Origin of the sequence: Spirosoma radiotolerans, from assembly GCF_000974425.1 — a bacterium.
In the GTDB taxonomy this organism is placed as follows: Bacteria; Bacteroidota; Bacteroidia; order Cytophagales; family Spirosomataceae; genus Spirosoma; species Spirosoma radiotolerans.
In genome coordinates, this window is sequence record NZ_CP010429.1 from 5667653 (window position 1) to 5691007 (window position 23355).

At 46.7% G+C, this 23355-nt stretch carries 22 protein-coding genes; 9 read left to right on the top strand and 13 right to left on the bottom strand.

What is annotated here, in order from left to right; translation table 11 throughout:
• Window positions 1-44 precede the first annotated feature (44 nt).
• Complete coding sequence (locus SD10_RS22965; RefSeq protein WP_046580017.1) at window positions 45-1160, bottom strand: DUF3500 domain-containing protein; 1116 nt, start codon at window positions 1158-1160, stop codon at window positions 45-47.
• A gap of 166 nt (window positions 1161-1326) precedes the next feature.
• Here SD10_RS22965 and SD10_RS22970 point away from each other — a divergent pair, with 166 nt between their 5' ends.
• Window positions 1327-2436 carry an LBF_2804 family protein gene (locus tag SD10_RS22970; RefSeq protein ID WP_046577066.1) on the top strand — a complete coding sequence of 370 codons (1110 nt, stop codon included), beginning with the start codon at window positions 1327-1329 and terminating at the stop codon, window positions 2434-2436.
• Window positions 2437-2466: 30 nt separating this feature from the next.
• On the opposite strand, the gene SD10_RS22975 is transcribed toward SD10_RS22970, so the two are convergent.
• The 4 genes from SD10_RS22975 to mutY all read right to left on the bottom strand — a co-directional run bounded on the left by SD10_RS22975 (window position 2467) and on the right by mutY (window position 6663).
• Entirely contained in the window at window positions 2467-3501 is a 1035-nt protein-coding gene (locus tag SD10_RS22975; RefSeq protein ID WP_046577068.1) for a phytanoyl-CoA dioxygenase family protein, read from the bottom strand.
• A 102-nt stretch (window positions 3502-3603) separates the two neighbouring features.
• On the bottom strand, window positions 3604-4947 hold the full coding sequence (gldE, locus tag SD10_RS22980) for a gliding motility-associated protein GldE (protein WP_046577069.1): 1344 nt from the start codon (window positions 4945-4947) through the stop codon (window positions 3604-3606).
• A gap of 41 nt (window positions 4948-4988) precedes the next feature.
• Window positions 4989-5501, bottom strand: a complete 513-nt coding sequence (locus tag SD10_RS22985; RefSeq protein WP_046577071.1) for a single-stranded DNA-binding protein — start codon at window positions 5499-5501, stop codon at window positions 4989-4991.
• A 73-nt stretch (window positions 5502-5574) separates the two neighbouring features.
• On the bottom strand, window positions 5575-6663 hold the full coding sequence (gene mutY / locus SD10_RS22990; RefSeq protein ID WP_046577073.1) for an A/G-specific adenine glycosylase: 1089 nt from the start codon (window positions 6661-6663) through the stop codon (window positions 5575-5577).
• 140 nt (window positions 6664-6803) lie between these two features.
• Here mutY and SD10_RS22995 point away from each other — a divergent pair, with 140 nt between their 5' ends.
• The 3 genes from SD10_RS22995 to SD10_RS23005 all read left to right on the top strand — a co-directional run bounded on the left by SD10_RS22995 (window position 6804) and on the right by SD10_RS23005 (window position 9996).
• Entirely contained in the window at window positions 6804-7106 is a 303-nt protein-coding gene (locus SD10_RS22995) for an HU family DNA-binding protein (RefSeq protein ID WP_046577075.1), read from the top strand.
• Between the two features lie 56 nt (window positions 7107-7162).
• Complete coding sequence (locus SD10_RS23000) at window positions 7163-8047, top strand: tetratricopeptide repeat protein (RefSeq protein WP_046577078.1); 885 nt, start codon at window positions 7163-7165, stop codon at window positions 8045-8047.
• 386 nt (window positions 8048-8433) lie between these two features.
• The gene (locus tag SD10_RS23005) at window positions 8434-9996 is read left to right on the top strand and encodes an Rne/Rng family ribonuclease (protein WP_179945475.1); all 1563 of its coding nucleotides are present in this window, start codon (window positions 8434-8436) and stop codon (window positions 9994-9996) included.
• A gap of 93 nt (window positions 9997-10089) precedes the next feature.
• On the opposite strand, the gene SD10_RS23010 is transcribed toward SD10_RS23005, so the two are convergent.
• From SD10_RS23010 to SD10_RS29840, 3 genes are all read right to left on the bottom strand, one after another.
• Complete coding sequence (locus SD10_RS23010; protein ID WP_046577081.1) at window positions 10090-11205, bottom strand: lysophospholipid acyltransferase family protein; 1116 nt, start codon at window positions 11203-11205, stop codon at window positions 10090-10092.
• Window positions 11206-11217: 12 nt separating this feature from the next.
• Window positions 11218-11370, bottom strand: a complete 153-nt coding sequence (locus SD10_RS29835; RefSeq protein ID WP_169750813.1) for a hypothetical protein — start codon at window positions 11368-11370, stop codon at window positions 11218-11220.
• A gap of 61 nt (window positions 11371-11431) precedes the next feature.
• Complete coding sequence (locus tag SD10_RS29840; RefSeq protein WP_169750813.1) at window positions 11432-11584, bottom strand: hypothetical protein; 153 nt, start codon at window positions 11582-11584, stop codon at window positions 11432-11434.
• A 187-nt stretch (window positions 11585-11771) separates the two neighbouring features.
• Here SD10_RS29840 and SD10_RS23015 point away from each other — a divergent pair, with 187 nt between their 5' ends.
• Window positions 11772-12782, top strand: coding sequence for a LytTR family DNA-binding domain-containing protein (locus SD10_RS23015; RefSeq protein ID WP_046577083.1), 1011 nt, complete (start codon window positions 11772-11774; stop codon window positions 12780-12782).
• Between the two features lie 7 nt (window positions 12783-12789).
• On the opposite strand, the gene SD10_RS23020 is transcribed toward SD10_RS23015, so the two are convergent.
• Window positions 12790-13485 carry a LuxR C-terminal-related transcriptional regulator gene (locus SD10_RS23020; protein WP_046580019.1) on the bottom strand — a complete coding sequence of 232 codons (696 nt, stop codon included), beginning with the start codon at window positions 13483-13485 and terminating at the stop codon, window positions 12790-12792.
• Between the two features lie 226 nt (window positions 13486-13711).
• Here SD10_RS23020 and SD10_RS23030 point away from each other — a divergent pair, with 226 nt between their 5' ends.
• Window positions 13712-14098: a hypothetical protein gene (locus SD10_RS23030; RefSeq protein ID WP_227699050.1), complete on the top strand. Its 387-nt coding sequence runs from the start codon at window positions 13712-13714 to the stop codon at window positions 14096-14098.
• A 70-nt stretch (window positions 14099-14168) separates the two neighbouring features.
• Here SD10_RS23030 and dnaG read toward each other — a convergent pair whose 3' ends face one another.
• Window positions 14169-16262, bottom strand: coding sequence for a DNA primase (dnaG, locus tag SD10_RS23035; protein ID WP_046577086.1), 2094 nt, complete (start codon window positions 16260-16262; stop codon window positions 14169-14171).
• Between the two features lie 176 nt (window positions 16263-16438).
• Between dnaG and SD10_RS23040 the strand changes: the two genes are divergently transcribed.
• A complete protein-coding gene (locus tag SD10_RS23040) occupies window positions 16439-17854 on the top strand; it encodes a vanadium-dependent haloperoxidase (protein ID WP_082111674.1) in 1416 nt (471 codons plus the stop codon).
• A gap of 71 nt (window positions 17855-17925) precedes the next feature.
• Here SD10_RS23040 and SD10_RS23045 read toward each other — a convergent pair whose 3' ends face one another.
• The 3 genes from SD10_RS23045 to SD10_RS23055 form a co-directional block, all read right to left on the bottom strand.
• Complete coding sequence (locus SD10_RS23045; protein WP_046577088.1) at window positions 17926-19818, bottom strand: amidophosphoribosyltransferase; 1893 nt, start codon at window positions 19816-19818, stop codon at window positions 17926-17928.
• 105 nt (window positions 19819-19923) lie between these two features.
• Window positions 19924-20565 (bottom strand): phosphatase PAP2 family protein, encoded by a 642-nt coding sequence (locus SD10_RS23050; RefSeq protein WP_046577091.1) that lies wholly within the window; start codon window positions 20563-20565, stop codon window positions 19924-19926.
• Window positions 20566-20583: 18 nt separating this feature from the next.
• Window positions 20584-21060, bottom strand: a complete 477-nt coding sequence (locus tag SD10_RS23055) for a gliding motility lipoprotein GldH (protein ID WP_046580022.1) — start codon at window positions 21058-21060, stop codon at window positions 20584-20586.
• 109 nt (window positions 21061-21169) lie between these two features.
• Between SD10_RS23055 and SD10_RS23060 the strand changes: the two genes are divergently transcribed.
• Both SD10_RS23060 and SD10_RS29220 read left to right on the top strand, forming a co-directional pair.
• Window positions 21170-21529 carry a BlaI/MecI/CopY family transcriptional regulator gene (locus SD10_RS23060; RefSeq protein ID WP_046577094.1) on the top strand — a complete coding sequence of 120 codons (360 nt, stop codon included), beginning with the start codon at window positions 21170-21172 and terminating at the stop codon, window positions 21527-21529.
• Window positions 21530-21604: 75 nt separating this feature from the next.
• Window positions 21605-23326, top strand: coding sequence for a M56 family metallopeptidase (locus SD10_RS29220; protein ID WP_082111675.1), 1722 nt, complete (start codon window positions 21605-21607; stop codon window positions 23324-23326).
• Window positions 23327-23355 lie beyond the last annotated feature (29 nt).

The following is a 23355-nucleotide window of genomic DNA, read 5'->3' on the forward strand; positions in this document are numbered from 1 at the left end:
TTAAGTTTACCTTAAAATTTGTTAAACGAGTCTGGTTTTCTTCTTTATGGCTTCGCTACATGGCTATTTTTGTAGTGCTCCTGTAATAAGTCTTCACCAAAATCATTGGTCAAATCCCGGACTACGGTATGAATGTGGTTGGCATTGGTTTGGGTGTTATCGTATTCAATTAAGATGGTTGGGCCATGAATCCGGTAATACCAACCTTTCCCCTCGCCCAGTTCGGGCGTGAGGTCACCCGCCCAGGCAAACCGGAGGCTATCCAACCCCGATTTCTCCAGCTTCGCCATTTGCTGCTTAGCCAGCGTGATCCGATAATTGGTCATGTAGATCTGTAACAAGTCTAAAAACAGCTTACGCTGACCGGCGTTCATGTCGGACAGCATTAGTCCATCCATCTTTTCCAGCGATGCTTTTCGTTTATTACTAGTTACGATTTCGGGGTAGGCGACGGCGGCAATGACTGCTTTTTTCCGCTGCTCAGCGTCGAGCGTTTTCAGTAGAGCAAAAGCCTGTTCTGTCTCTTTTTTTAATATTTCTCGTCCTTTCTGGGGTAAATCGGCCACGCGTGGATCGCTCATCCGTTTGTCGGCCATGTGCGTGTCGTACTTAAGTACCCCCGGATTGCTGCCAAAAAATGTAGGCGTTTGTGCCAGTACCTGCCCAGTAAGTGATAAAAACTGCAGCGACAAATGATGCCCTTCAATGCGCCAGCTCCACGGATTTTTGGCGGACGGTTCACCGAAGATAGTAAAGGAGTAATTTTCAGGATCACGGTATGTGTCGTTCGGAGGGCGGTTATCAATGACACGCAGCACGTTTTCCATATCAATAATGGATGTTGCTTTCTCATACCCCTGATCGCTCAGCCCTGTTTTGAGCATCGCCATAGCTGCCCGACGCTGGTCGGGGGTCATCTGTTTCAGCGGGAGTCCTTTGCGTTCACGGGGAACATAGTGCCAGTTGAACCGCTCCGCATCATCGAGCGGATAGGTCACGAGTTTTCGCTGATCGGCCGTAAGTGTCCCCATAAAGGTGGTGACGGCATCCAGCATTTCATCTTTAATTCGTTGTTGGGCCGCCGTTGGTTTTGGGGCGGTTGTCGTTTGCTGAGCCAGCGTCGGAACAGCCAGTAGCCAGCAGAAAAGTAAGCGTTTCATAAGTAAAAATATTGATCGGTAAATCACAAAGCTGGCTACGTTCGACATTTACCTATTTGATTGTAATTCCCACAAAATCAAACGATTTATTCAATAAACGAGCGTTTTGCCAACAACAGTTGCCATTTGATAGTTTACAAATCAACTCACTGTTAACATTAAGATAATGTCCACTCGGCCACCTAATGACAGCACAGGTCCATTCGACCATTTGGCGCTTCGTTACCTGCGTCAATCCCTGGATACATCACATCCAGCCGATGAACCGTATGTACTGAATTCCATTGAGAGTCGCGTAATCAGACGGACAAAAATCGTTACCCTGAGTATTGCCTCCGTGCTCGGCATTATGGGTGTTGTTCTGCTATACGGACCTCAGTATATGTGGCCGGATTTATTTTCCAATACCACCGTTTCGTTTTTTGGCAATACGTATGAGTTGCCGCTGATTACAATGCTATACGGGGTGTTGCTGGTGTATCTGGAAGTGAATATGCTGGTTATGTTAAACCTCCGCGGGGTAAAGACAATCATGCGTATTTGTCAGTTTCCCAACGCCCACGATGCACAATATGACCGACACTTGCAGGCCTTAGCCGACGCTGCGCTCGAAAAAACGAATAGGGGCATTTTACGTTTTGGCATCGATCCTTATTTGAATATGCCGCGTTGGGGGCTCACAATTTACTTCCTGCTGAATATGATGAAAGCAGCGTTGAGTAATTTAGCCCTTAAGTTTTTATTAAAACGATTTTTGGGACGTTACATGCTGCGTCAGCTAACAGACTTAGCCGGCATGCCAATTTATGCCTTTTGGAACGCCTGGGCTTCCTGGCAGGTACTTCATGAGGCCCAGGTCCGTGTCATGGCGCCGACAACGATCCGGGAATTTGTCCATGAACTGCACGAAGAATGGGGAAAGAACGACCAGTTACGGCCCTTACTTCTGGAAGCGCTACAGTATGTGGCAATCCTTAAGCGGCAATACAACTATGCCCACTTTCTGCTCACCGAAACGCTCATTGACCGTTTTGACCTGAAGGCTGATGCAGCCCTAACCGGTAACTTTCTGGAGCAGGTATCTCAGGCCCCCGTTGAGGTGCGCCGGAGTCTTGAACGACTTATCGTTTTTGGGGTTCTCGTGGATGGGAAGCTGTCTTTTATTGAAAAGAAACGGCTGCGCGAATTGCGCAAAAAAGGCTTCCTGACGTATTCTGCCAGCGAAATCCAGCGTATCGGCAACGATTACAACCAGGGTCGCGGACTCTGGGTGTAATCACTACCAGCCATAAGCAAAATTTTTTGCTTACATCATCTTGCCTTGATCAAATATATCCTCCTGATCAGGCATTGTTGGGTTAACGAACACGTCGGCACCATTCATCGTACGCCGTACAGGCTCAGTGGTCGGGCTTTGACGATGATGCTTATAGGCTTTTTCTGACGAGTAATGGCATACGTAAGACTTTCGGGTTTGAGCTGGATTACGAATTTCCTCCCCGCCGTGTGCTAAAGCAGCATGCCAGATTAAGACCTCCCCTTTTTTGATAAGCAGCGTTTTCTTCTTGAGTCCGGCCCGCTGACAGGCAGCATCGAGATACTTGGCAAAATCATTCGGATTCAACGTTGATTTACCGTTGAAAAAGATACCATTGCCAAAATCAAACTTCTTGATTTTATGCGAACCTGGATAATACGATAGCGGCCCTGAATCAATGTGTACATCCTCAAGGGCTATCCAGGCAGCGGCCAAGTGGCTGGGAATTTCTGAGACTACATAAGCAAAGTCCTGATGCGTTGGTTGCTGGCTGCCATATTTAAACAACAAGCTCTGCATAGCAATTACTTTATCACCAAACACAGCTTCCAGAAAAGTAACGATATTTTTGTGAAGCATTATCTTTTTGCCAATCACCGAATTATCGTGGAAATCGTTGAATTTGAGAAACGGCCCGTTCAACACAGATTTAGGAACATCTTTTACGGGCTGCACCGGATTGGCCTGGTATTCTGGCAGGTCGATACGTACCTGAGTCTGGTATTTTTCGTGGTGCTCAATCAATTCTTCAATTTCGCGCCAAAGCTGATCGAGCCATTCCGTTGGGATAGCCTGCCCCAAAATGACGTATCCGTTCTCGCGCCAGAATAGTAGTTTTTCACCTAAATCATATGGTAATTCTTTGGCTGCCGGAAACTGCTTGACAAAAGCGTCAATGTCAGCATCGCTCTTGTCGATCCAGGGCAATGAATCATAGGCAAATTCTGTAATATATTTCGCTTTTTGTTCTGGACGCAATACCTGTTTGGCAACAGTTTTCAATTTAGTAAGAATACTGGTCATATGTTTGGATAGTTAGCTTCGAGTAAACTTACTCAAAGCTAGCTGTTTTCATGACCACTAATTACTAAACGGTAGATAGTGTATATAAGGATATGGTCCTTCCTAACCAGCCTCTATGTTCTGGTTACTTTTTTTGACCCGTACTTCGTTGATGCGTTTATCATCTGCGGATAAAACCTGGAAGAGAAATCCAGCGCAGGTAATCTCTTCACCAGGTTTAGGCAAGTGGTTAAACAGCTCTAACAGCAATCCGCCAAGTGATTCACTATCGCCTTGAACGGCTTCAAATGTGGTTGCGTCGACATTTAAGACCCGACATACATCGGTAAGTGGTATTTTCCCTTCAAAGACGACCGAACTGTCATCTTCCCTCCTGTAGCCAAGAGGAGCTTCGTCATCGAACTCGTCGTTGATCTCACCAAATATTTCTTCAATAATATCTTCCAGTGTAACCAGCCCCCGCGTACCACCGTATTCGTCAACCACAACAGCCATATGCACACGGCGTTTTTGAAAGTCCTGCAAGAGGTCATCCACCTTCTTGTTTTCCGGAATAAAGAATGCTGGCCGCAGCAATGATTGCCAGTTGAACGAATCATCCTGATGAATGTGCGTTAACAAATCTTTGATGTATAAGATACCCTCGATCTGGTCGAGCGATTCATGGAAAACGGGTACTCTAGAGTAGCCTGATGCATTAATCTGCTCCATGAGTTCACTAAATGTCAGATCGTCCTCAACCGCAGAAATATCCAATCGGGCACGCATCACTTGACGGGCCGTCAGGTTGCTGAAATTAACAATTCCTTTAAGGATTTCTTTCTCCTCAACTGTAGCGTTCGTGCCCGTCAATTCAACGGCCTGACTCAACTCTTCAACGGACAATTTATAGCCTTTGCGTTCAATTCGACGGTCAACCTGATTGCTCAAATTAACCAAAACCATAGCCAGCGGCCGAAATACGGCCAGACCGATTTTTGCCAGCGATGCCGTTTTACGCGCCACAGTCAGGTTGTTCTGACTAGCATATACTTTAGGTACTATTTCCCCAAATAATACAATGGCAATGGTGGTTGCCAATGTGACAACAGGCAATACCCAGCCCAGCCCCTGCGATGTTTGGGAGAACTCCCAGGTCAGGTAGGTGACAATAACGACAATAGCTATATTCAATAGGTTATTAAAGATCACCAGCGAAGCCAGAAGCCTTTTTGGCCGTTCGAGAAGGCTGGCAATACGCTGGTCATCGGCCAAATGGCTATCCCGGCAGGAAGCCCGATCATCAGGCGATAACGAGAAGAAGGCTGCTTCGGAAGCTGATACTAAACCAGCCAGCGTAAGCAGTAATAAAATAAGCGCCGTATAGGGGCCGTATAAATCAAAATAGGTGCCCCAGCCGTCTGTGGCCAGGAGCACCTGTCGAGGAAGAGGATCACTAAGGTCCATGTATATCAAATCTCGTTCAACAAGTGAGCGCGCTACGTAGGTTAGAACGGTAAATCGTCATCGCTACTATTGCTCTCAAAGGGTACTGGTTCGGGCTCCCGACGTTGCACTGGCTGCTGACGTGGGGTTGGAGCTGCTGGCTGACGGGGAGCGCTGGCTGGCTGTGTCGGCGCTGCCTGCTGCCGGGGAGCCTCGTACGAGGGCTCATCCTGACGGCCATCATTTGGACTACCCAGCAGTTGCATGGTGTTTGCCCGCACGCGTAACGAAGTCCGCTCTTTACCTTCTTTATCTGTCCACAACTCCGTCCGTAAACGGCCTTCAACGTATACTGAATTGCCTTTCTTTAAGTATTTCTCAGCTACTTTAGCCTGTTCATTCCATAGCTCAACCCGAAACCACTCGGTTTGCTCCACTTTTTCGCCATTCCGATTGGTATATTTTTCGGTAGTTGCCACGTTAAACGTAGCGACGACAGCTCCGCCGTCCAGATAACGTACTTCAGGATCAGCTCCCAAGTTACCGATAATTGTCATCTTATTAAGACTTGCCATACTCTTTGTTTTGTTGGTTACTTCTTAAAAATAGGTAGCGTTTAGACAATTAAAGATAGTGAATTATAGCAACTTATCCAAACTGCTGGTCCAAATAGTTTGTAATCAAAACAGGCTTAGGTAGTTTACTTATCTCCGTTGGCAAATACCATTGTAAGTCAATCGGCAAGCTATTAGCCAACGCATCCGGCACATCAATCAGGTAAAATTTAGCCCGTATTCGTTGATGGGACAATAATTGTACCGATTCAACGGGCGGGGCAACCAGGACGCCCTCCTGAATGATCTGGCCAACCAGATCGGCTAATGGTATGTCTCGCAACGCAGTTTTTGGCTCATCGGTTTCCTGCAAGTGAAAATCATAGAGATTTTGCCAAATGTCGCGGGTAGTTCGCTCCCGAAGAGCCAGGCGGCCATTGTGTCTGAAAATAAAGTAATTGAAAAACCGCTCACGCACAGGTGCTTTTTTCGATTTAACGGGCAGCAGGTGCTGCCGACCGGTCAGAAAAGCGGCACATTGCTGCTGAACCGGACACAAAAGGCAGTCGGGCGCAACGGGCGTACAATGAATGGCCCCAAACTCCATGATTGCCTGATTATAGGTGGCTGGATCATTAGCCGATTGAATCAGTTGCATGGCCAGGCTAGCAAACGTTTTCTTGGCCGCCGTCGTGGTGATGTCTTCGGTAATCCCAAACACACGTGCCAATACTCGATACACGTTTCCATCAACCACAGGCACTCGCTCACCGAACGCAAATGAAGCTATGGCGGCTGCGGTATACGTACCTATTCCCTTCATTTTCAAGAGGTCATGGTAGGTATCCGGAAACTTACCGGCCAATTTATCAGTTACATAGCGGGCAGTCTGGTGAAGGTTTCGAGCGCGGGAGTAATAACCGAGTCCCTGCCAAAGGCGGAGCAGCTCCCGCTCATCAGCCTGGGCCATATCCACTACCGTTGGGTAGGCTTCGACAAAGCGTTCATAATACGGTTTTCCCTGCGCAACGCGGGTTTGCTGGAGAATTATTTCCGACAACCAAATGCGATAGGGATCAACGGTATGGCGCCATGGAAGGTCTCGTTTATGCAACGCATACCACTGTTCCAGTATGGGTGCAAACGTGGTTCGGATACCGTTAGAGTCTGATTGCCAATTCAAAATAAAACGAAAAATTAAGTCGTTACTTAGAAAAACGAGAGTACAGGGTTTTATAATTTATGGGAAACCCCTACCTTTGTGCTCCCATTTTTGAGACCCCAATTTTCAACAATACAGTAAACGTTAAAGTTTAAGAAGTCGTGACGAAAGCAGATGTAATTGCCGAGATCTCCGATAAGACCGGAATTGACAAGGCAGAAGTGACAAACACGCTGGAAACTTTCTTTTCAGTAGTTAAGGACTCGCTGGCCGAGGGAGAGAACATTTATGTGAGAGGGTTCGGCAGCTTCATCAACAAGAAAAGAGCCAAGAAAGTAGCCCGGAATATCTCAAAGAATACTGCTATGGTAATTGATGAGCATTTTATTCCCAGCTTTAAACCCGCCAAAGTATTTGTTGAGCAGGTGAAAACCAGCGACAAAGCCAAAGTAACGGCGGAGTAAGACAAGTAACCTGAATCGAACAGGTCAGGGCGTTTGCCTTGTAACACAAATCTCCTATGAACAAATCTGTGTTGTTTGTTATTCTGCTGGCTGCAGCTCTAACGGTTGGGTTATATACCCGCCCGAAAGTGGTCGTACGCAATGAAGATAAACAGATTGCTACAGCAACCTCTGGAGGTCATGCAATGCAAGCGCCCAACACTGTTCAAGCAGGAACGAATTCTCCCAACGAACAATCGACCAGAAACGGGGCCGACGCGTCGGCAATCCACGAGAAGCCTGTATCGCCAGCGCAACGGAAGCAGATAGAAACACTGGAAACAGCGTTTGCCTCCGCTAGCCCGGCACAGAAAGAAGCGGTTGGCCTGAAGCTGATCAACCTGTTCCGTGAAGCCACCCGCTATGATAGCGCTGCGCATTATGCGGAACTGGTTGCCTTAGCCCAGCCCAATGAGCGAACGCTGGTACGGGCTGGCGATGAGTATTTCGAAGCGTATACATTTGCCGTAGACGATAAGAAAACAGCCATTTTGGGTCAGAAGACCCGGCAGTTTTACCAACAGGCGCTGGCTAAAAACCCGAATCTGCTGTCGGCCAAGGCAAATATGGCCATGACCTATGTAAATACCGATACGCCAATGCAGGGCATTATGCTGCTACGCGAGGTATTAAAACAGGAACCAACAAATGAATTAGCCCTGTTTAACCTGGGTCTGCTATCTATGCGGTCGAACCAGTACGAACGGGCAATTGAGCGATTCCGGCAAATTTTGGTGAATAACCCAACAAGCCGAAAAGCGCAGTTTTATCTAGGCGTTAGTTTAGCCGAGGCCGGTCAGAAAGCCGAGGCCAGACAAGTGCTCGCTCAGGTAAAGAAGCAGGAGAAAGACCCGCAGATTCTAGCCGCTGTACGCGAGTACGAAGAGCGACTATCCCATTGAGTTATAGAGTAGAAAAGTTGTTAAGAAACTGTCTATCAACAGGATAACCGTATAACTTTAACACTATAAACTTTTCAAGCCGTCCGGGTGGGCGGCCGATATGTATTTTCAACCATTAAACACTGTTTAACTATGCCTTGCGGTAAGAAACGGAAACGGCACAAGATTGCCACTCACAAGCGGAAGAAACGGCTAAGAAAAAATCGGCATAAGAAAAAATAGTTTACAGTTTGTCGTTTACGGTTGGCTGACGCGCCATATACTCCTGCGTCAGCCAACCGCAAATGACAAACTGTAAACTATTTTGTAGAAGCCTCGGCCGGTCTGCAAAGCCCGAACGTGGCTTCTTTCTTTTTATACAGCCATTCTAACCGTACATTCATCTTGTGAGTAATGAATTAGTTATCAGTTCGACTCAGAAAGGTGATCGGATTGCGCTCTTGCAAAACAAGAGATTGCTGGAGTATCACGAAGAAGAGTTAGACAGCAGCTTCACCGTTGGCGATCTATACTTAGGAACAGTCAAAAAATTATCCTCGGGCCTCAACGCAGCGTTTGTTGATGTTGGTCACGAAAAAGATGGTTTCTTGCACTATCAGGACTTGGGGCCGAATATTAATTCGCTCAACAAGCTGGTCAAAGATGTAATTGCCAAGCGCGTCACTACCGGACGGCTCAATGCGAATCAATTGGAGCCCGTTATCGAAAAAATTGGGAAAATCGATAAGGTACTGACGAAAAACGCGCCCATTCTGGTTCAGATAGTTAAAGAACCTATCTCAACCAAAGGTCCACGCCTTTCCTGCGACATTTCTATTGCCGGACGCTATTTAGTTCTGGTGCCCTTTTCAGATGGCGTAAACCTATCTAAAAAAATTACTGACCGTGCCGAGCGGTCGCGGTTGATGCGGCTGATGTCGTCGCTTAAACCCAAAAACTTTGGCGTTATTGTCCGGACTGTCGCCCAGGATAAAGACGTTGAAGAACTCGACCGAGACCTGCAAAACTCACTAGCTAAGTGGGACCAGGCCATAAAGTCCCTGGCCGATGCCAAGCCCCGCGATAGAATACTGGGCGAAATGAACCGTGCTTCGTCAATTTTACGGGATATGCTCAACGAATCATTTGAGAGTATTACTGTAGATACGCGCGAGTCATTTGACGAAATCAGAGATTACATTCACACGATTGCCCCCGACAAGGAGAAAATTGTTAAACTTCACACGGGTAAAACGAAGGTTTTTGAAGCATTAGGGCTCGAAAAACAGCTAAAATCGTTATTTGGCCGATCTGTTAGTTTACCAGGCGGTGGTTATTTGATTATTGAGCATACCGAAGCGCTGCACGTTATTGATGTAAACAGCGGCAATAAATCAAATTCTGAAGAAGACCAGGAAGCAACTGCCGTAAGCGTCAACCGCGAAGCGGCTAAGGAGATAGCCCGCCAGCTTCGATTGCGCGACATGGGTGGCATTATTGTTATTGATTTCATCGACATGAAGAAAGCAGAGAATAAAAAGCTGCTGCAGGACATCATGCGCGATGAGATGAAACCCGAGCGATCGAAGTTTACGATCCTTCCTTTAACGAAGTTTGGCCTCATGCAGATTACGCGCCAGCGTGTCCGGCCTGAGATGAATATTGTTACCAGAGAAGTTTGCCCAACTTGCGGAGGCACGGGCACCATTCAAGCCAGTGTTCTAGTAACCGACGTCATTGAAAACAATCTTGATTATATACTGACCAAGCAAAATGAGCGTGGCATTTCGATCTCAATGAATCCCTTTCTTTATGCTTATTACACAAAAGGAATCTACTCGAAGCAGGTTCAGTGGTATATGAAGTATAAAGTATGGGTGAAATTGGTCAAGGACACCTCACTTGGTATTGTGAATTTCAAATTTTTCAACAAGTCGGGAGAGGAAATCGAAGTAGGTACAAATGGGTAGAAACGTAGTAAAATTTTACTACGTTTCTGACATAAATGAGGGCCGAATCTAGTACTAGATTCGGCCCTCATTTATGTCAAACCAGAACGTTGATTAACGAAGCACTTCCATTTCCAGTAACTCTCCGAAAATTTCCTCTCCTACAACTTCTTCTACCGACTCAACTCCATTTAGGTTGAGTAATAAATCACGCAAGTCTTCAGTTATCTCATACGTTTGGTAGAGCTGTCGATCAAAAAGGATCGGTGCCTGTTGAAGATCACACAGTGAATATCGCTCTTCATTAAAGGCAGGCCGAATGCCTCCCCGTCGAGAAAGCCCGTCTTTAGGCATTTCAGGCTCTAAGAATGAATGTATATAATTCCAACCTTCCCACTGTTCGGGATATTGATTCAGGAATGGCCAAAAAGCATCATAAATCTGCTGCATAGCTTCCTGACAATAGATCTCCCGATCACTTTGCGCAATGGGTCGAATTGGTTTCAGGCAATGTAAAACATTGGTCATGTCGGGCTGTCGATAGCTCACGACGGGTATAATGGGAATACCTGTTGCATGCGAGAGATAACCAACCCCTTTGCGGGTTTTAACCCGACGATTTCCGAATCGCACGGACAGAAACTGCGCTTCGTCACCCGCTTCAGGTGCCGTTTCCGGGCTACCATCCACATATACGATCAATGATCGTCCGGCTTTCAACTCCCGCAGAACCGTCAGTCCAGCTGAGGGACTTCCTGTTTCAACTACGCGAAAAACATTCGTTAACCCATGTTTTTTGCGTAATCCTTCAATATGTTCTGCCATGCCATCGCCCTGGGCCCGATTCATGTTACTACCCACCAGCAATACACAATCTACTCCCTGCCTAAACAGTATGCTGGTCAGTAGACGGTAAGAACCGAGGTGATAGGTACAATAAATACGGGGTCCCGCTTCCTTCTTCAGCATTTTATGCGCCCCACGCAGTTTTACCAGATCGCCAGCAGCTAAACATTCCTGATCAAACGTGGTAAAAACTTGCTGCAACAATAATTGACTGAACATTGTTGCATGTCTGTTGCGGGGTACATCGGGCAGGAGGTTCCCAACGGTAGCTGAGAACGTTGTAAACTTCATCAGGTATCCTTGTTCTTTTTCGAGGTCTACCTGCTCAAAGTGTTTACGGCAATTCTCCAGCTCTTGCTTATAAAGTTGCTTTGCGGTTAGCATGGCCTATATAAATTAGCGGGTTGCTACCATTTTCGACAGATCGAAGCTGCTGCAGCAAGCGCCATCTGCAAGAAATTTCAATACGTTGGCTGATTCTGACTTAGCTACCGAATTGGTGATGGCTTTAACAACTTGAGCTGGTTTGATAGTGAATTGCTTTTTCATGATGACCTATTGTTTAAATGATGGTTAGAAGTTGCTTTGCAGTTAGTATAACCTATATAAATTAGCGGGTTGCTACCATTTTCGACAGATCGAAGCTGCTGCAGCAAGCGCCATCTGCAAGAAATTTCAATACGTTGGCTGATTCTGACTTAGCTACCGAATTGGTGATGGCTTTAACAACTTGAGCTGGTTTGATAGTGAATTGCTTTTTCATGATGACCTATTGTTTAAATGATAGTTAGAAGTTGCTTTGTTTGATCAGCGCCTGAACAGCGCCTTTTTGTTGATACAAAGCTACTGGCTGAAGCAAGGGTCATCAATGAAGAAAAAGTCACTATCCGAACTTGGAATTAGTTAAATATTACTAGTATATTAGTATGATATTTGAATAAGGGGACAGCATGAAGGAAATTCGACTAACACGGGGCTTCCTAAATAAACCGACCAACAGTGTTATCATACTGTTCAGTATTATCGTGCTTATTGAGGCTATTTCGTGGTCTATCGGTTATGATATAAAAGCACATAAGGTGGAAAAAGCCGGCGGCTATTTCTACTATGTAGGCGTATTTCTGGTTAAGTTCCTAATTCCGGAATTATTCACCTTGTTTATTACTATATCGCTTGTCAATCGTTTCCATAAGTGGTTTAATATGGAAATCGTCGAAAACACCTGGAAAGAAATAGGCCGTTATGAGCTACGTTTCCTACCAGTTTTGGCCTTAGCCTTTTGGCTGTTTGATCCGGTTACACAGACCATTCGTTTTTTATTAGAACAGTACCCTACTTATTCCTTCAGCAATTACTGGAAATCGTATATAGTCGATACGTATACATGGCATGTCTACTTCATGTATTTCTTCCCAGTACTTTTGATTGGTTACACAGCTCTTAACATTTCTCTTCTCCAGGACTTCTTGCACCAACGCCGGGAAGCCCAAGAGATCGCTGAGGCAGAAGCTGCCAAAGCTGCTCAGGAAGCATTAGCGCTATCCGCAACATTTCTGCCAAAACCCATTGTACCTTCTTCTTTTCTTACCTATCTAAAAGGAAAGAACTTACTCGGCGAACTTGATTTCCCTGTAAACGACGTTTATTATTTTACCATTGAGGAGCGATTTTACTACGCTGAGTTGGCCAAAGGGAGATATATGATCAGTAAAACACTGAACGAACTGGAGGCAGAGTTAGACCCCACCCAGTTCTTCCGGATAAAACGAGACTATATTGTTAACCGGCAGGCTGTTTTAAACTATGCCTACTGGGAAAATGGGAAATATATTGTCCGCGTAAACACACCTGAAGGCCACGACATTATCGTTCCCCGCGCACGAATGCAGGAATTTAGAGAATGGCTTCAGAGTGGTCAGGGGCCGTTTGCTACGTCCGATTCATTTATGTTGGCTACCTAAAGGCATTTTACAAGTAATTTTTAACCGCTATACCATATTTTGGTAACTGACGGCAGCTGTTCAACTGGAGTTTTTTAGCTATGTGTGCTTTGTGATTTACAGCCGTCCGATAGCTAATATTCAGTTTATCAGCAATATCAGTGGCAGTATGCCCATTTGCAATCATGCGTAATACTTCCCGTTCACGCTGGGTCAGGCGACTGAGTTCGGCACGGGTAGAATCAGAGATCACGTCTACGCCATACCCTTTCAGCAAGTTCATAAAGCCATTACTGTAATAACAGCCCCCATTGCTAACCGTCTGAAAGCAGCGGTACAACTCATCCAGGCCATCTGTAGCATACAGAAACCCAAAGAAGCCAATCTGCATAGCATTAGCTACCATTCTCAAATCAGAATTGCGGGTATACAGGATAAACTTTGTTTGCTGATTCGATTGTTGCATCTGCTCAACAATCCCAAAGCTCTGCTGACCTGAAATTTCCGCTTCCAGAATTACACACTGCGGGCGCTTCACTCTGATTTGCTGTAATGTGTCTTCCATCTCAACCGCCCGGCCTACAACATTATAGCCTTGCTCTTTCAATAGCTGACTCAAAACCTCGCAATTAAATAACTCAGATTGGGCAACGAGGATTGAGAAGTCCCGTCGCCGAATCGCGAACTTTTTTGTGAGTTCTTCACGACTGTCTACTTGATTCATGATCATTTACATCTATAGGTGGAACAAGGTAACAACGATAAAGGCCATTCGGCAATACTCGACGGATGAAATCAACCTTTTTCCGGACGAAATCACCTATTTAGTCAAAACTATTTGGGTGATTTCGTCCGGGAAAATGGTGATTTCACGCAAACCGGCTTGCTTTCAGCCTAAATAGGCGCCTATTTTTGATCATCCAATTGCACAACACATATTTGACCATCGAATGATGAATCAGGAAGAATCAGCAATATCGTTTGGCTACGAAGCCTCAGAAGAGGAGATCCAAAAAGTCATTTTAGCATGGGCGCAGGCAACGGAAGCTTTTCATTACCGCTTTGCTAAATTGGATCGCCTGATCAATACGTTACAGACAGCATCTCGTCGGAAGCCCACAGCGAACCGGGCTCGGTTGAACCGGCTTGTCGCCTTGCGGCAACATATGGGCGATGTACTGATGACCTTACTGATTGACATGTCAAACCAAAAGACAGGTCAACCGGCTCAGTTATCTAAACCTGGTCAACTCTATTCACATGCTAATTTGCTGGATGAGTTGAATCGACAAATTGATGTCGAACTGATTAGCGTCACGCACGTCGCTCAAGCTTAGTGTTCACCCTCCCCTCCTATAAAGGTTAGCCCCGGCATTGCCGGGGCTTTTTTTATATCGGCTTTGGTGCCTACCCAGAAATCACCGTACCGAGAAGGCTTGAAATTTCAATGTCGATTCGTTTGAAATGCATAAACTCCGCTAACAACTGGTCAGCCTCATCTGCCGATTTATTACTGGCTTCACGAAGTAGTTGTTGTAATGTGGCCATACGCTGTTCGGCCAGCATCTTTTTTATTCGTAGAATATTCCGATAAGCCGAGTCCGCCAGAATCCCGACCTCTTCTTCTGAAGGCACGAGAATCTCATGCTTCAGCCATCCACCACTAATCTCATATCGAGGGGTTGTTAGGTGAATCGCCTGGCTTTGAAGCGCGACATCATCCGATCGCTCAGGGGCATCGGAACGGCGATTTAAAAAATCATTGGCCGTCAGAATATCCCCCCGGCTGTAAGCCTCCCTGAATAAGGTTAGAATAAGGTCATAAGGTGACGTTTGAAAATCGATCTCGTGCAGCTCGCTCAGCACATACTGACAGAGCGTTATACCGGGCTCCAGTTCACGCGTACCGTAATTAATCAATAACCTGACACACTCCTCTTCCTGATAGGATATAGGCGTTCTAACGGGCTTTACACGCTCATCTCTGTAGAATCTGTCTGGCTCTGAACCGTTGGGCGTAGGTGCCTGATCAAATGGTTCAGCGCTAAACCCATCGAGTAGCGAATTTATATCCTCAAAAGATGGCTCGGTCGGGCTATTCATCGAGCCCGATGTGTTTTTTTTACCATTATCGCCTACCCGCTGCTGGCGTTCAACATCCTTTTTGCTTTGATCCTGCTGCTTACGAAGTAGACGGTTTATCTCAGAAATAACTGACTGTTCGCTGACATGAAACACCTGCGCTACCCGTTGCGAGAGCGTCTGACGCTTAAGCGGATCGGGTATTCTGGTAATGCTGGCACAAACGTCCGAAATACCTTCTGCCCGCTTAAGTGGATTATCACCCGCTTCGGTTAACCATTGACTGGCTTTAAAGTCGATAAAGTCTTGTGAGTGTTCCCGGATATACGTTTTAAACGCATCGGCTCCTACCTTGTGTACGTAACTGTCGGGGTCTTCGCCATCGGGCAACAGCAACAGTTTAAGATTAAGCCCTTCTTCAAGTACCATGTCCAGCCCACGCAGAGCCGCCTTAATGCCAGCGGCATCACCGTCATAGAGAATGGTAACATTAGGCGTAAAGCGGGAAATCAATCGGATTTGCTCCGTCGTGAGCGACGTACCCGATGACGCCACTACGTTTTTTATACCGGCCTGATGCAGGGAGATCACATCGGTATACCCTTCCGTCAGGTAACAGACGTCTTCTTGGCGTATGGCCTGCTTAGCCTGAAAAATCCCGTATAAAACCTGACTTTTATGGTAGACCGTCGTTTCGGGCGAATTGAGATATTTAGGCTGATTTTTATCGACTTTCAGAATTCTGGCCCCGAAAGCAATGACCCGCCCCGATACGTTGTGGATAGGAAACATAACCCGCCCCCGGAACCGATCAAATACCTTTTTTTCGCCCCCTGCTGTGCCGTCTTTGATTAAAATTAACCCGGCCTTTTCGAGCAAATCACGACTGTAACCCCGGCGCTGGCCTTCTTTCAACAGGGCATCCCATTGGTCTAATGTATAGCCAAGCTCAAAGGCGTCGATGGTAGGGTTTGTGAATCCTCTTTCCCGGAAATAACTCAGGCCGATGCTCTTCCCTTCGTCAGTCGTTCGCATGGTCTCCTGAAAAAAAGTCTTCGCAAAGTTGAGAACAATCAATAAGCTCTCACGTTCATTCTGGCGGAGTAAATCTTCCGGCGTTTGTTCTTGTTCCTCAATCTCAACGCCATACTTTTTGGCCAGATAGCGCAGTGCTTCTCCATAGCCAATATTTTCGATGTCCATTACAAAACGGACAGCATCACCTGCCTTACCACAACCGAAGCATTTATAAATTTGCCGAGTGGGATTGACGTTGAATGATGGCGTTTTCTCATTGTGAAACGGGCAACAGGCAATGTAATTACTGCCCCGTTTCTTTAAGGATACAAAGTCGTTTATGACCTCCAGAATGTCGGTTGACTGACGGATTCGCTCAACTGTTTCTTCAGGAATTCGCATTGATCAGGTACTGGTTAAAATAGATTATCAAATGTACAGCGAAAGTTTCGCGCTTGTTTACCGGTTACTCAGGAAGCATTCATAAGTTAATTTATTCTGGCAGCGTTTTTGCTACCCGTCCTTATTGAGACTCAGCCCCACTATAGAATGACACGACTTTTTTACCGTAATCAATCATGAATGTACCTTTCCCCACCGTAACCCATAAACCCTCTTATATCCCAACAAGTATCTACCGAAGCTATCTGGGCTTGTTGGCCAGCCTGCTCCTGCTTGCGTCCCTACAGGCCTGCCGTGTTCAACCCGATACAGATCCTGTTGTTACGCCCGGTGGCAAATCTGCCGACCAGTATACCGGTGACGTAGCCACTCAATGGGCTGCCTTACAACTAAAAATAACTAAATCTACGGCTGGTTTTACGCCACCAGTAGCCTCACGGGCGTATGGATATGCGGGCATAGCCATGTACGAGGCTGTCGTGCCGGGCATGCCAACGGGCAAGTCACTTGTTGGCCAGTTGCAGGGGCTTACCGCCTTACCACAAGTCGAATCGGGACAAATCTATAACTGGGCTTTAAGTGCCAATGCGGCCGAGGCTGCTATGCTCCGGAGCCTATATCCGACCACAAGTGCGGCCAATAAAGCGACGATTGATTCGCTGGAAACAGCCCTGCTAACCGCTTTCAAAGAAACGGATGAAACCGTGAATCAGCGCTCCGCTGAGTTTGGGAAGAAGATTGCAGCTGCGCTGTTCGATTGGTCCAAAACCGACGGGGGCGATGCTGGTTACTCGCGTAATTTTCCAGCTAGTTACGTTGTCCCAACAGGTGCCGGTCTATGGCAACCTACTGAAAACGGTCAGAAAATTCCAATGCAACCATATTGGGGACAAAATCGGACGTTTGTAAAAGCCAATAACGAACTACCCATGCCCAAGCCTCTGCCCTATTCAACAGATGCAAAGTCGGCTACGTTTGCCCAGTATTTTGATGTATACACCAAATCAAAAAACTTAACCCAAACCGAAAAGGAGATTGCCGTTTGGTGGGCCGATAATCCCGCCGAAACCTTTACGCCACCGGGTCACTCGTATAGCATCGCCCGAATTGCGGCTTTAACAGCCAAAGCGACGCTGGCCAAAGCAGCCGAAACGTTTGCTCGCACAGGCATTTCAGTCGCCGACGCCTTTACCCTTTGCTGGCGCTGTAAGTATGTCTACAACAACATCCGGCCTTACACCTATATCCGACTCGCCATTGACCCTAGCTGGACAGCATTCTGGCCTGCTCCTCCCTTTCCGGGTTTTCCATCGGGCCATGCTACCCAATCGTCATCGGCCGCTACGGTGCTGACGGCTCTGTATGGGGAGAACTTTGCTTTCACAGATGATTCGCATATTGGTCGGGCAAAAGATGCACAGCGAAATATTGAGTTCAAAGCCCGTTCGTTTACATCCTTTACACAGGCGGCTCAGGAGTCAGCCGACTCTCGTTTCTATGGTAACATTCATACCCGTCAGGATAATGAAACCGGGCTCACCGAAGGCAAGAAAATAGGTACCAATGTCAATGCTCTGGCCTGGCAGAAATAGCGACGAGCTATAAACAAAACGAGGCTTCTGAAACTAGTTTCAGAAGCCTCGTTTTGTTTATTTTTTGTGACTTAATACGCTCTCACTAATTTGCCTTCCATAAAATTCACAAAGGCTTTATTCACGACGACGTTACCACCCGGCGTTGGATAATCGCCCGTGAAATACCAGTCTCCAGAGTGATTTGGACAGGCTTTATGCAGATTTTCAACCGTTTGATACACGACAGCCACTTCGGCGTTGAGATCGGCGGGGGTAATTATCTGCGCTACTTTTTTCGATAGCTCTTCGTGGGTGAAGGGCTCGAAAAGAGCCTTTACATAGTTTTGATTCGATGCATTACCCGTTTCTATGGCGGCTACGCACTGGCCGTAGACTTCGTCCAGCAGTTCTTCCTGCCCTCTGTCCCGGAGAAGTTCAAGAGCAGCCCGGAAGCCAATGAATTCTTTAAACTTCGACATATCAATGCCGTAACAGTCAGGGAATCGGATTTGCGGAGCCGATGAAACAATAATAATTTTCTTAGGTCCCAGACGGTCCAGCATACGAAGAATGCTCTTTTCCAGCGTTGTTCCCCGCACAATAGAATCGTCGACAACGACCACGTTGTCTTTTCCCTTTTTGATGACTTCAAACGTCGTATCGTACACATGCGAGACCATGTCGTCGCGCTGGGAATCATCCGTAATGAATGTCCGGAGTTTTACATCTTTGGCAACCAGCTTTTCGATGCGCGGTCGGAAAGAAAGTACGCGATCCAGTTCTTCTTCGAAAAGAATGCCATCCATAATGGCTTTCTTACGCTGTTTGGCCAGATGATCCTCCAGCCCTTCTACCATGCCGAAGAAAGCCGTTTCTGCCGTATTGGGAATGTAGGAGAAAACGGTGTTTTCGAGGTCGTAATCGATCTCTTTAAGAATCTGCGGGATGAGCAGTTTTCCCAGTGTTTTGCGTTCGTTATAGATATCAGGATCAGTGGCCCGCGAGAAGTAAATCCGCTCAAAACTGCATGATTTCTTTTCGATTGGCTTCACGAACTCCTGCTCCATGTATTCACCATACTTGTCGATGATGAGGGCATGGCCGGGTTTCACTTCCTGAATGGCGCTGTAATCGACGTTGAAAGCCGTCTTAATAGCTGGTTTTTCCGAGGCTACCACAACAACTTCATCATCAGCGTAGTAGTAAGCTGGACGAATACCAGCTGGGTCGCGGGCAACAAAGGCGGCCCCATAGCCCGTCATACCGACCATTGCATAGCCGCCATCAAAATCGCGGCACGACCGGTGCAAAACGCGCTGCATGTCGAGGTTATCCTCAATAATATCCGATAGGTCGGGGTTTTCATAGATACCCTTGAATCGTTCGAATACGCGTTGGTTTTCTTCGTCCAAAAAATGGCCGATTTTTTCCATCACCGTCACGGTGTCAACCTTATCCTTTGGATGCTGACCCAGCGAAACGAGCTTATCGAACAATTCGTCAACATTTGTCATGTTGAAATTACCCGCCACAACCAGGTTTCGGCTGCGCCAGTTGCTTTGGCGGAGCATGGGGTGACAATTTTCGATTTCGTTGGCGCCATGCGTACCGTAACGCAGGTGGCCCATCCATACTTCGCCCGTAAAGGCAATGTTTTCCTGGAGCCATTTTGCGTCTCTGGCCTTGTCTTTGTTGCCTTTGAGCGCCTTGCGGAATTTCTTATTAACTTTTTCGAAGATGTCCGTTACAGGGCGCTGATCGACGGATCGGTAGCGGCTGATGTACCGATGACCGGCGGGTACGTCGAGTTTGATATTGGCAATTCCGGCTCCGTCCTGGCCTCGATTGACCTGCTTTTCCATAAGCAGGTAGAGTTTGTTGGCTCCGTAGAGCGCTGTTCCGTACTTATCAATGTAATATTGGTACGGTTTGCGTAGCCTGATTAGGGCAATACCGCACTCATGTTTGATGGCGTCGCTCATGAGAGAGTTTTCGAAGCTCGTTGATTTATGTAGTACTGAGGTAACGGCGCTGCATAGGCAATGGTTCGGCAGTGCCCTGAACAAATGTAATCAAAAAAAGATAAGCTAATGACCTTTTAAAGGGTTCGGTTGTGTCGCCCAGCGACACATTAGCCCGTAAATGATGATCGAGGAAAGGGTGCCAACCAACGAACCAGCAAAAACATCTTCAACAAAATGTTGAAATAAATATACGCGTGAATAGCCCGCCAAAACCCCCAGCAACAACCACACCCAGCCTCTGCTCTTCTTTTGATCCAGAAAAGCCAGCAGCCCAAACATGGCAAAAGCCGTGGTCGTATGGCCCGAGGGAAAGCTATTGTAGCTATGGATATCCAGGCCTTCAATTACGTGATATTGAAAGGTAGAATGCTCAAAATATTTAAGCGGCCGGGGCGAACCATCGAAAACAATTTTCTTTAAAAACTCCGATGTAAGCGATGACAGCGCGAAACTAGCGAACGCCATGAGCCCAACCCGCCAGTTGACCAGGGCAAGAAGCAAAAGACAGACAACGATAAAAAAGGCCCCATCGCCTACATATGTGACATAAGGAAAGATTAAGTCGGCCAATGGGCTGTTCCGGCTGTTGACCCATTGCATCAGATGCTCCTGTGAGTAAACTACCTGCAAGGTGCCAAACACCACCAACAACAACCCGTAAGGCAGGAAAAAGAGCCGGTTTTTTCGGAACAAGTCGAACACCATCAGAAACACAAAATCGGGTTAATGGGCCGGAGTAGCCTTCTCAACGGTAATGCCCACGCTCATGATATTCAACAAGGGGTCCTGCCGCATATATTGCTTGATCTGCATGGTGTATTTTCCGGGTTTCGGAAAACGATAATTACGCTTCATCAGGAATTTATGGTCGAAAAGGTCGCCAAGACCATCGCCATTGGGCTTACCGGTTTTGGGGTCCATCAAAATCAGTTCATCTAGCCGGGATTCAATTTCTTTCCCGTTGGCATCGCGCAGATAACGAGTTAGGTAAAGGTTGTAATACCCGTAGGAAAGGCTGTTTCGGAGGTTATAATAAATATTGTAGGGTTGTGTGGCATCTGTAATCTCGAATGTGAACGAGGGTGCATTTTTAATGTACCACTTTCCGCCCTCAATATCCGTGTATTCTTTATAGACCGCATTTGTGTCGCAACTGCCCATCAACAAGGCCAGACACAGCAGTATTCCCAATCGTTTCATATACATCCCTAAATAGTTTACAAAGCTACGACGGTAGGACTGGCTTTTCAAACGACAAAAAACTACGTAACTAGTTTGAAAACGAGATGAATAGTTCTAGCTTTGTTTTATGGAAAAGTTAACCGCCAAAGAAGAAGAAGTCATGCAGGTGTTGTGGAAAATGGAGCAAGGCTATGTGAAAGACATGGTTCCCCAGTTTACTAACCCACCGTTGCATTACAATACCGTTTCGACAATTGTCCGTAACCTCGAAGAAAAGGGATACATAGGTCACAAAGCCTATGGCAACACCCATGAATACTACCCAATTATTACAAAAGAAGCCTATCAGAATCGGTTTGTGCTAACCAAAGTAGTCGGTGAGTATTTTGATAACTCGTATAAGAATCTGGTGAGCTACTTCGCTAAAAACGAAAAGATTTCGGCGGATGAATTACGGGAAATCCTGGCTATGATTGAGAAAAAATAGGCAGCTTCGTCCCGGGCAGCCGTCCGGTTTCACAAAAAATCAAACCGGACGTCTGTCCAGGACACGTTATCCACTATGGAAACTTTGCGCTATGTGGTGTTAGTCAATGGCCTGCTGGCCGTGGTAAGCGTTACCTATTATTTATTGCTTCGGCGCGAAACCTTCTTCGGTACAAATCGACTGGCATTATGGCTGGGTGCATTAAGTTCCCTCCTACTCCCTCTGGTTGACTTACCCGATTGGCGCCCTCAACCCATACGCAGGGCAATGCAACAAACGGCTCAGGTCATTGTGCCAAAAATAGTACCCGCCCAACCAGACATAACGATTACTTTCCCCAATCAACAGACATTTCGTGCCTTTCAGTCGCAGCCAAAACGCACTGCCTGGTCGTGGTATACGGGCCTGTTTGGCCTCTACATCACTGGCGTTCTCTTATTATTGATCCGGCTTGGCATCCAGCTAGTATCGCTCCGGAAACTCATCCACCAATCGGTACATGATCCTTACGACGATTTTATTCTGGTCCGGAATGAGGCTGTCTCCTCACCTTTTTCGTTTTTCAACTGGGTTGTATTGAATCCCAATCAGCACACAGTTGACGAACTGGACCAGATTCTCCGACACGAGCGGGTCCATGTGCGGGAACGACACAGCATCGACATGCTTGCGGTGGAGTTGGTCTGCATCGTATTCTGGTTTAATCCAGCCGCTTATCTATTCCGCCATTTGCTTCACCAAACCCTAGAATTCAGCGCCGACCGTGCCGTACTAGCCGAAGGTATCGACGCAAAAGCTTATCAGTACAATCTTCTGAAAGTGAGTTTGTCGGCTGGGCCATTGGCAATCACCAACCAGTTTAATGGCCCATCTCTACGCCAGCGCGTTGGCATGATAAACAGCCAACCCTCTGGACCAACGGCCTGGTGGCGGTATGCAGTTTGGTTATTATTGATAGGCACCACTATTCTGGCTTGTCAACACGAACGGAATCAGACGATTAACTTTTCCGGTCAACCGTTCTCGTCGAAAGAGCTTCCTGCCATTAGTCCGGCACGAGCCATGGTTGCCGACCTGGAAGAAAAGGGAACCTGGTATCGCCATATGGCTCTATACCGGGACAAGTTCAGTACACAAATTATTGAAAGTAACCCCATTATACTCCAGCTGAATCAGGATCGGTTTGTATTGCCCGACGATTATAAATATGAGTCGGCACTCTATATTGACGGCAAAGAGGTTCCGGTTGATAGATTAGTCAAGCTATCTCCAGAGTTTGTCCGCGAATTATTTGTGATGCATCAGTGGGAAAACAGGGCCAACGCCGACAAACAGGCGAAACCCTACCAGATATTCATTGAAACAAGCCCGAAACCAGTCCCATTTGATAGTAAGCGGAAGCAGTTTTTCACACTCTTACAAGCGGCTGCTATGTCAAAATATCCCTTGGGAGAGTCGTTCTCTTTCAACATGAATCAACTGCTCGAAGCGACGTTTTTCCACAACAAAAATGCGCTTGTTGAACGAACCAAGAACGAACACCTAAGTGTGTATGAAGACTACGCCAATGCAGTAGAAATTGAAATCAACCATTTACCGGCAACCCTTGCCGATGTCAAGACGGTTCATGTTCGGGAAGTGGCCCGCCTTTACACAAAAGAGCGTCCTTATATCGAGTGGTTCCGCGCCGACAATCCCTTACCCCGCTTTCAATTGTCCATCGAGACGTCCCCCAAACGCGCCAAGCGGGATAGCAGTTACTACGTTTTTAGCCCCTTTTATACGGGTGATTTCTAGAGTTTTTTCGTGATGTCAGATGCTTACAT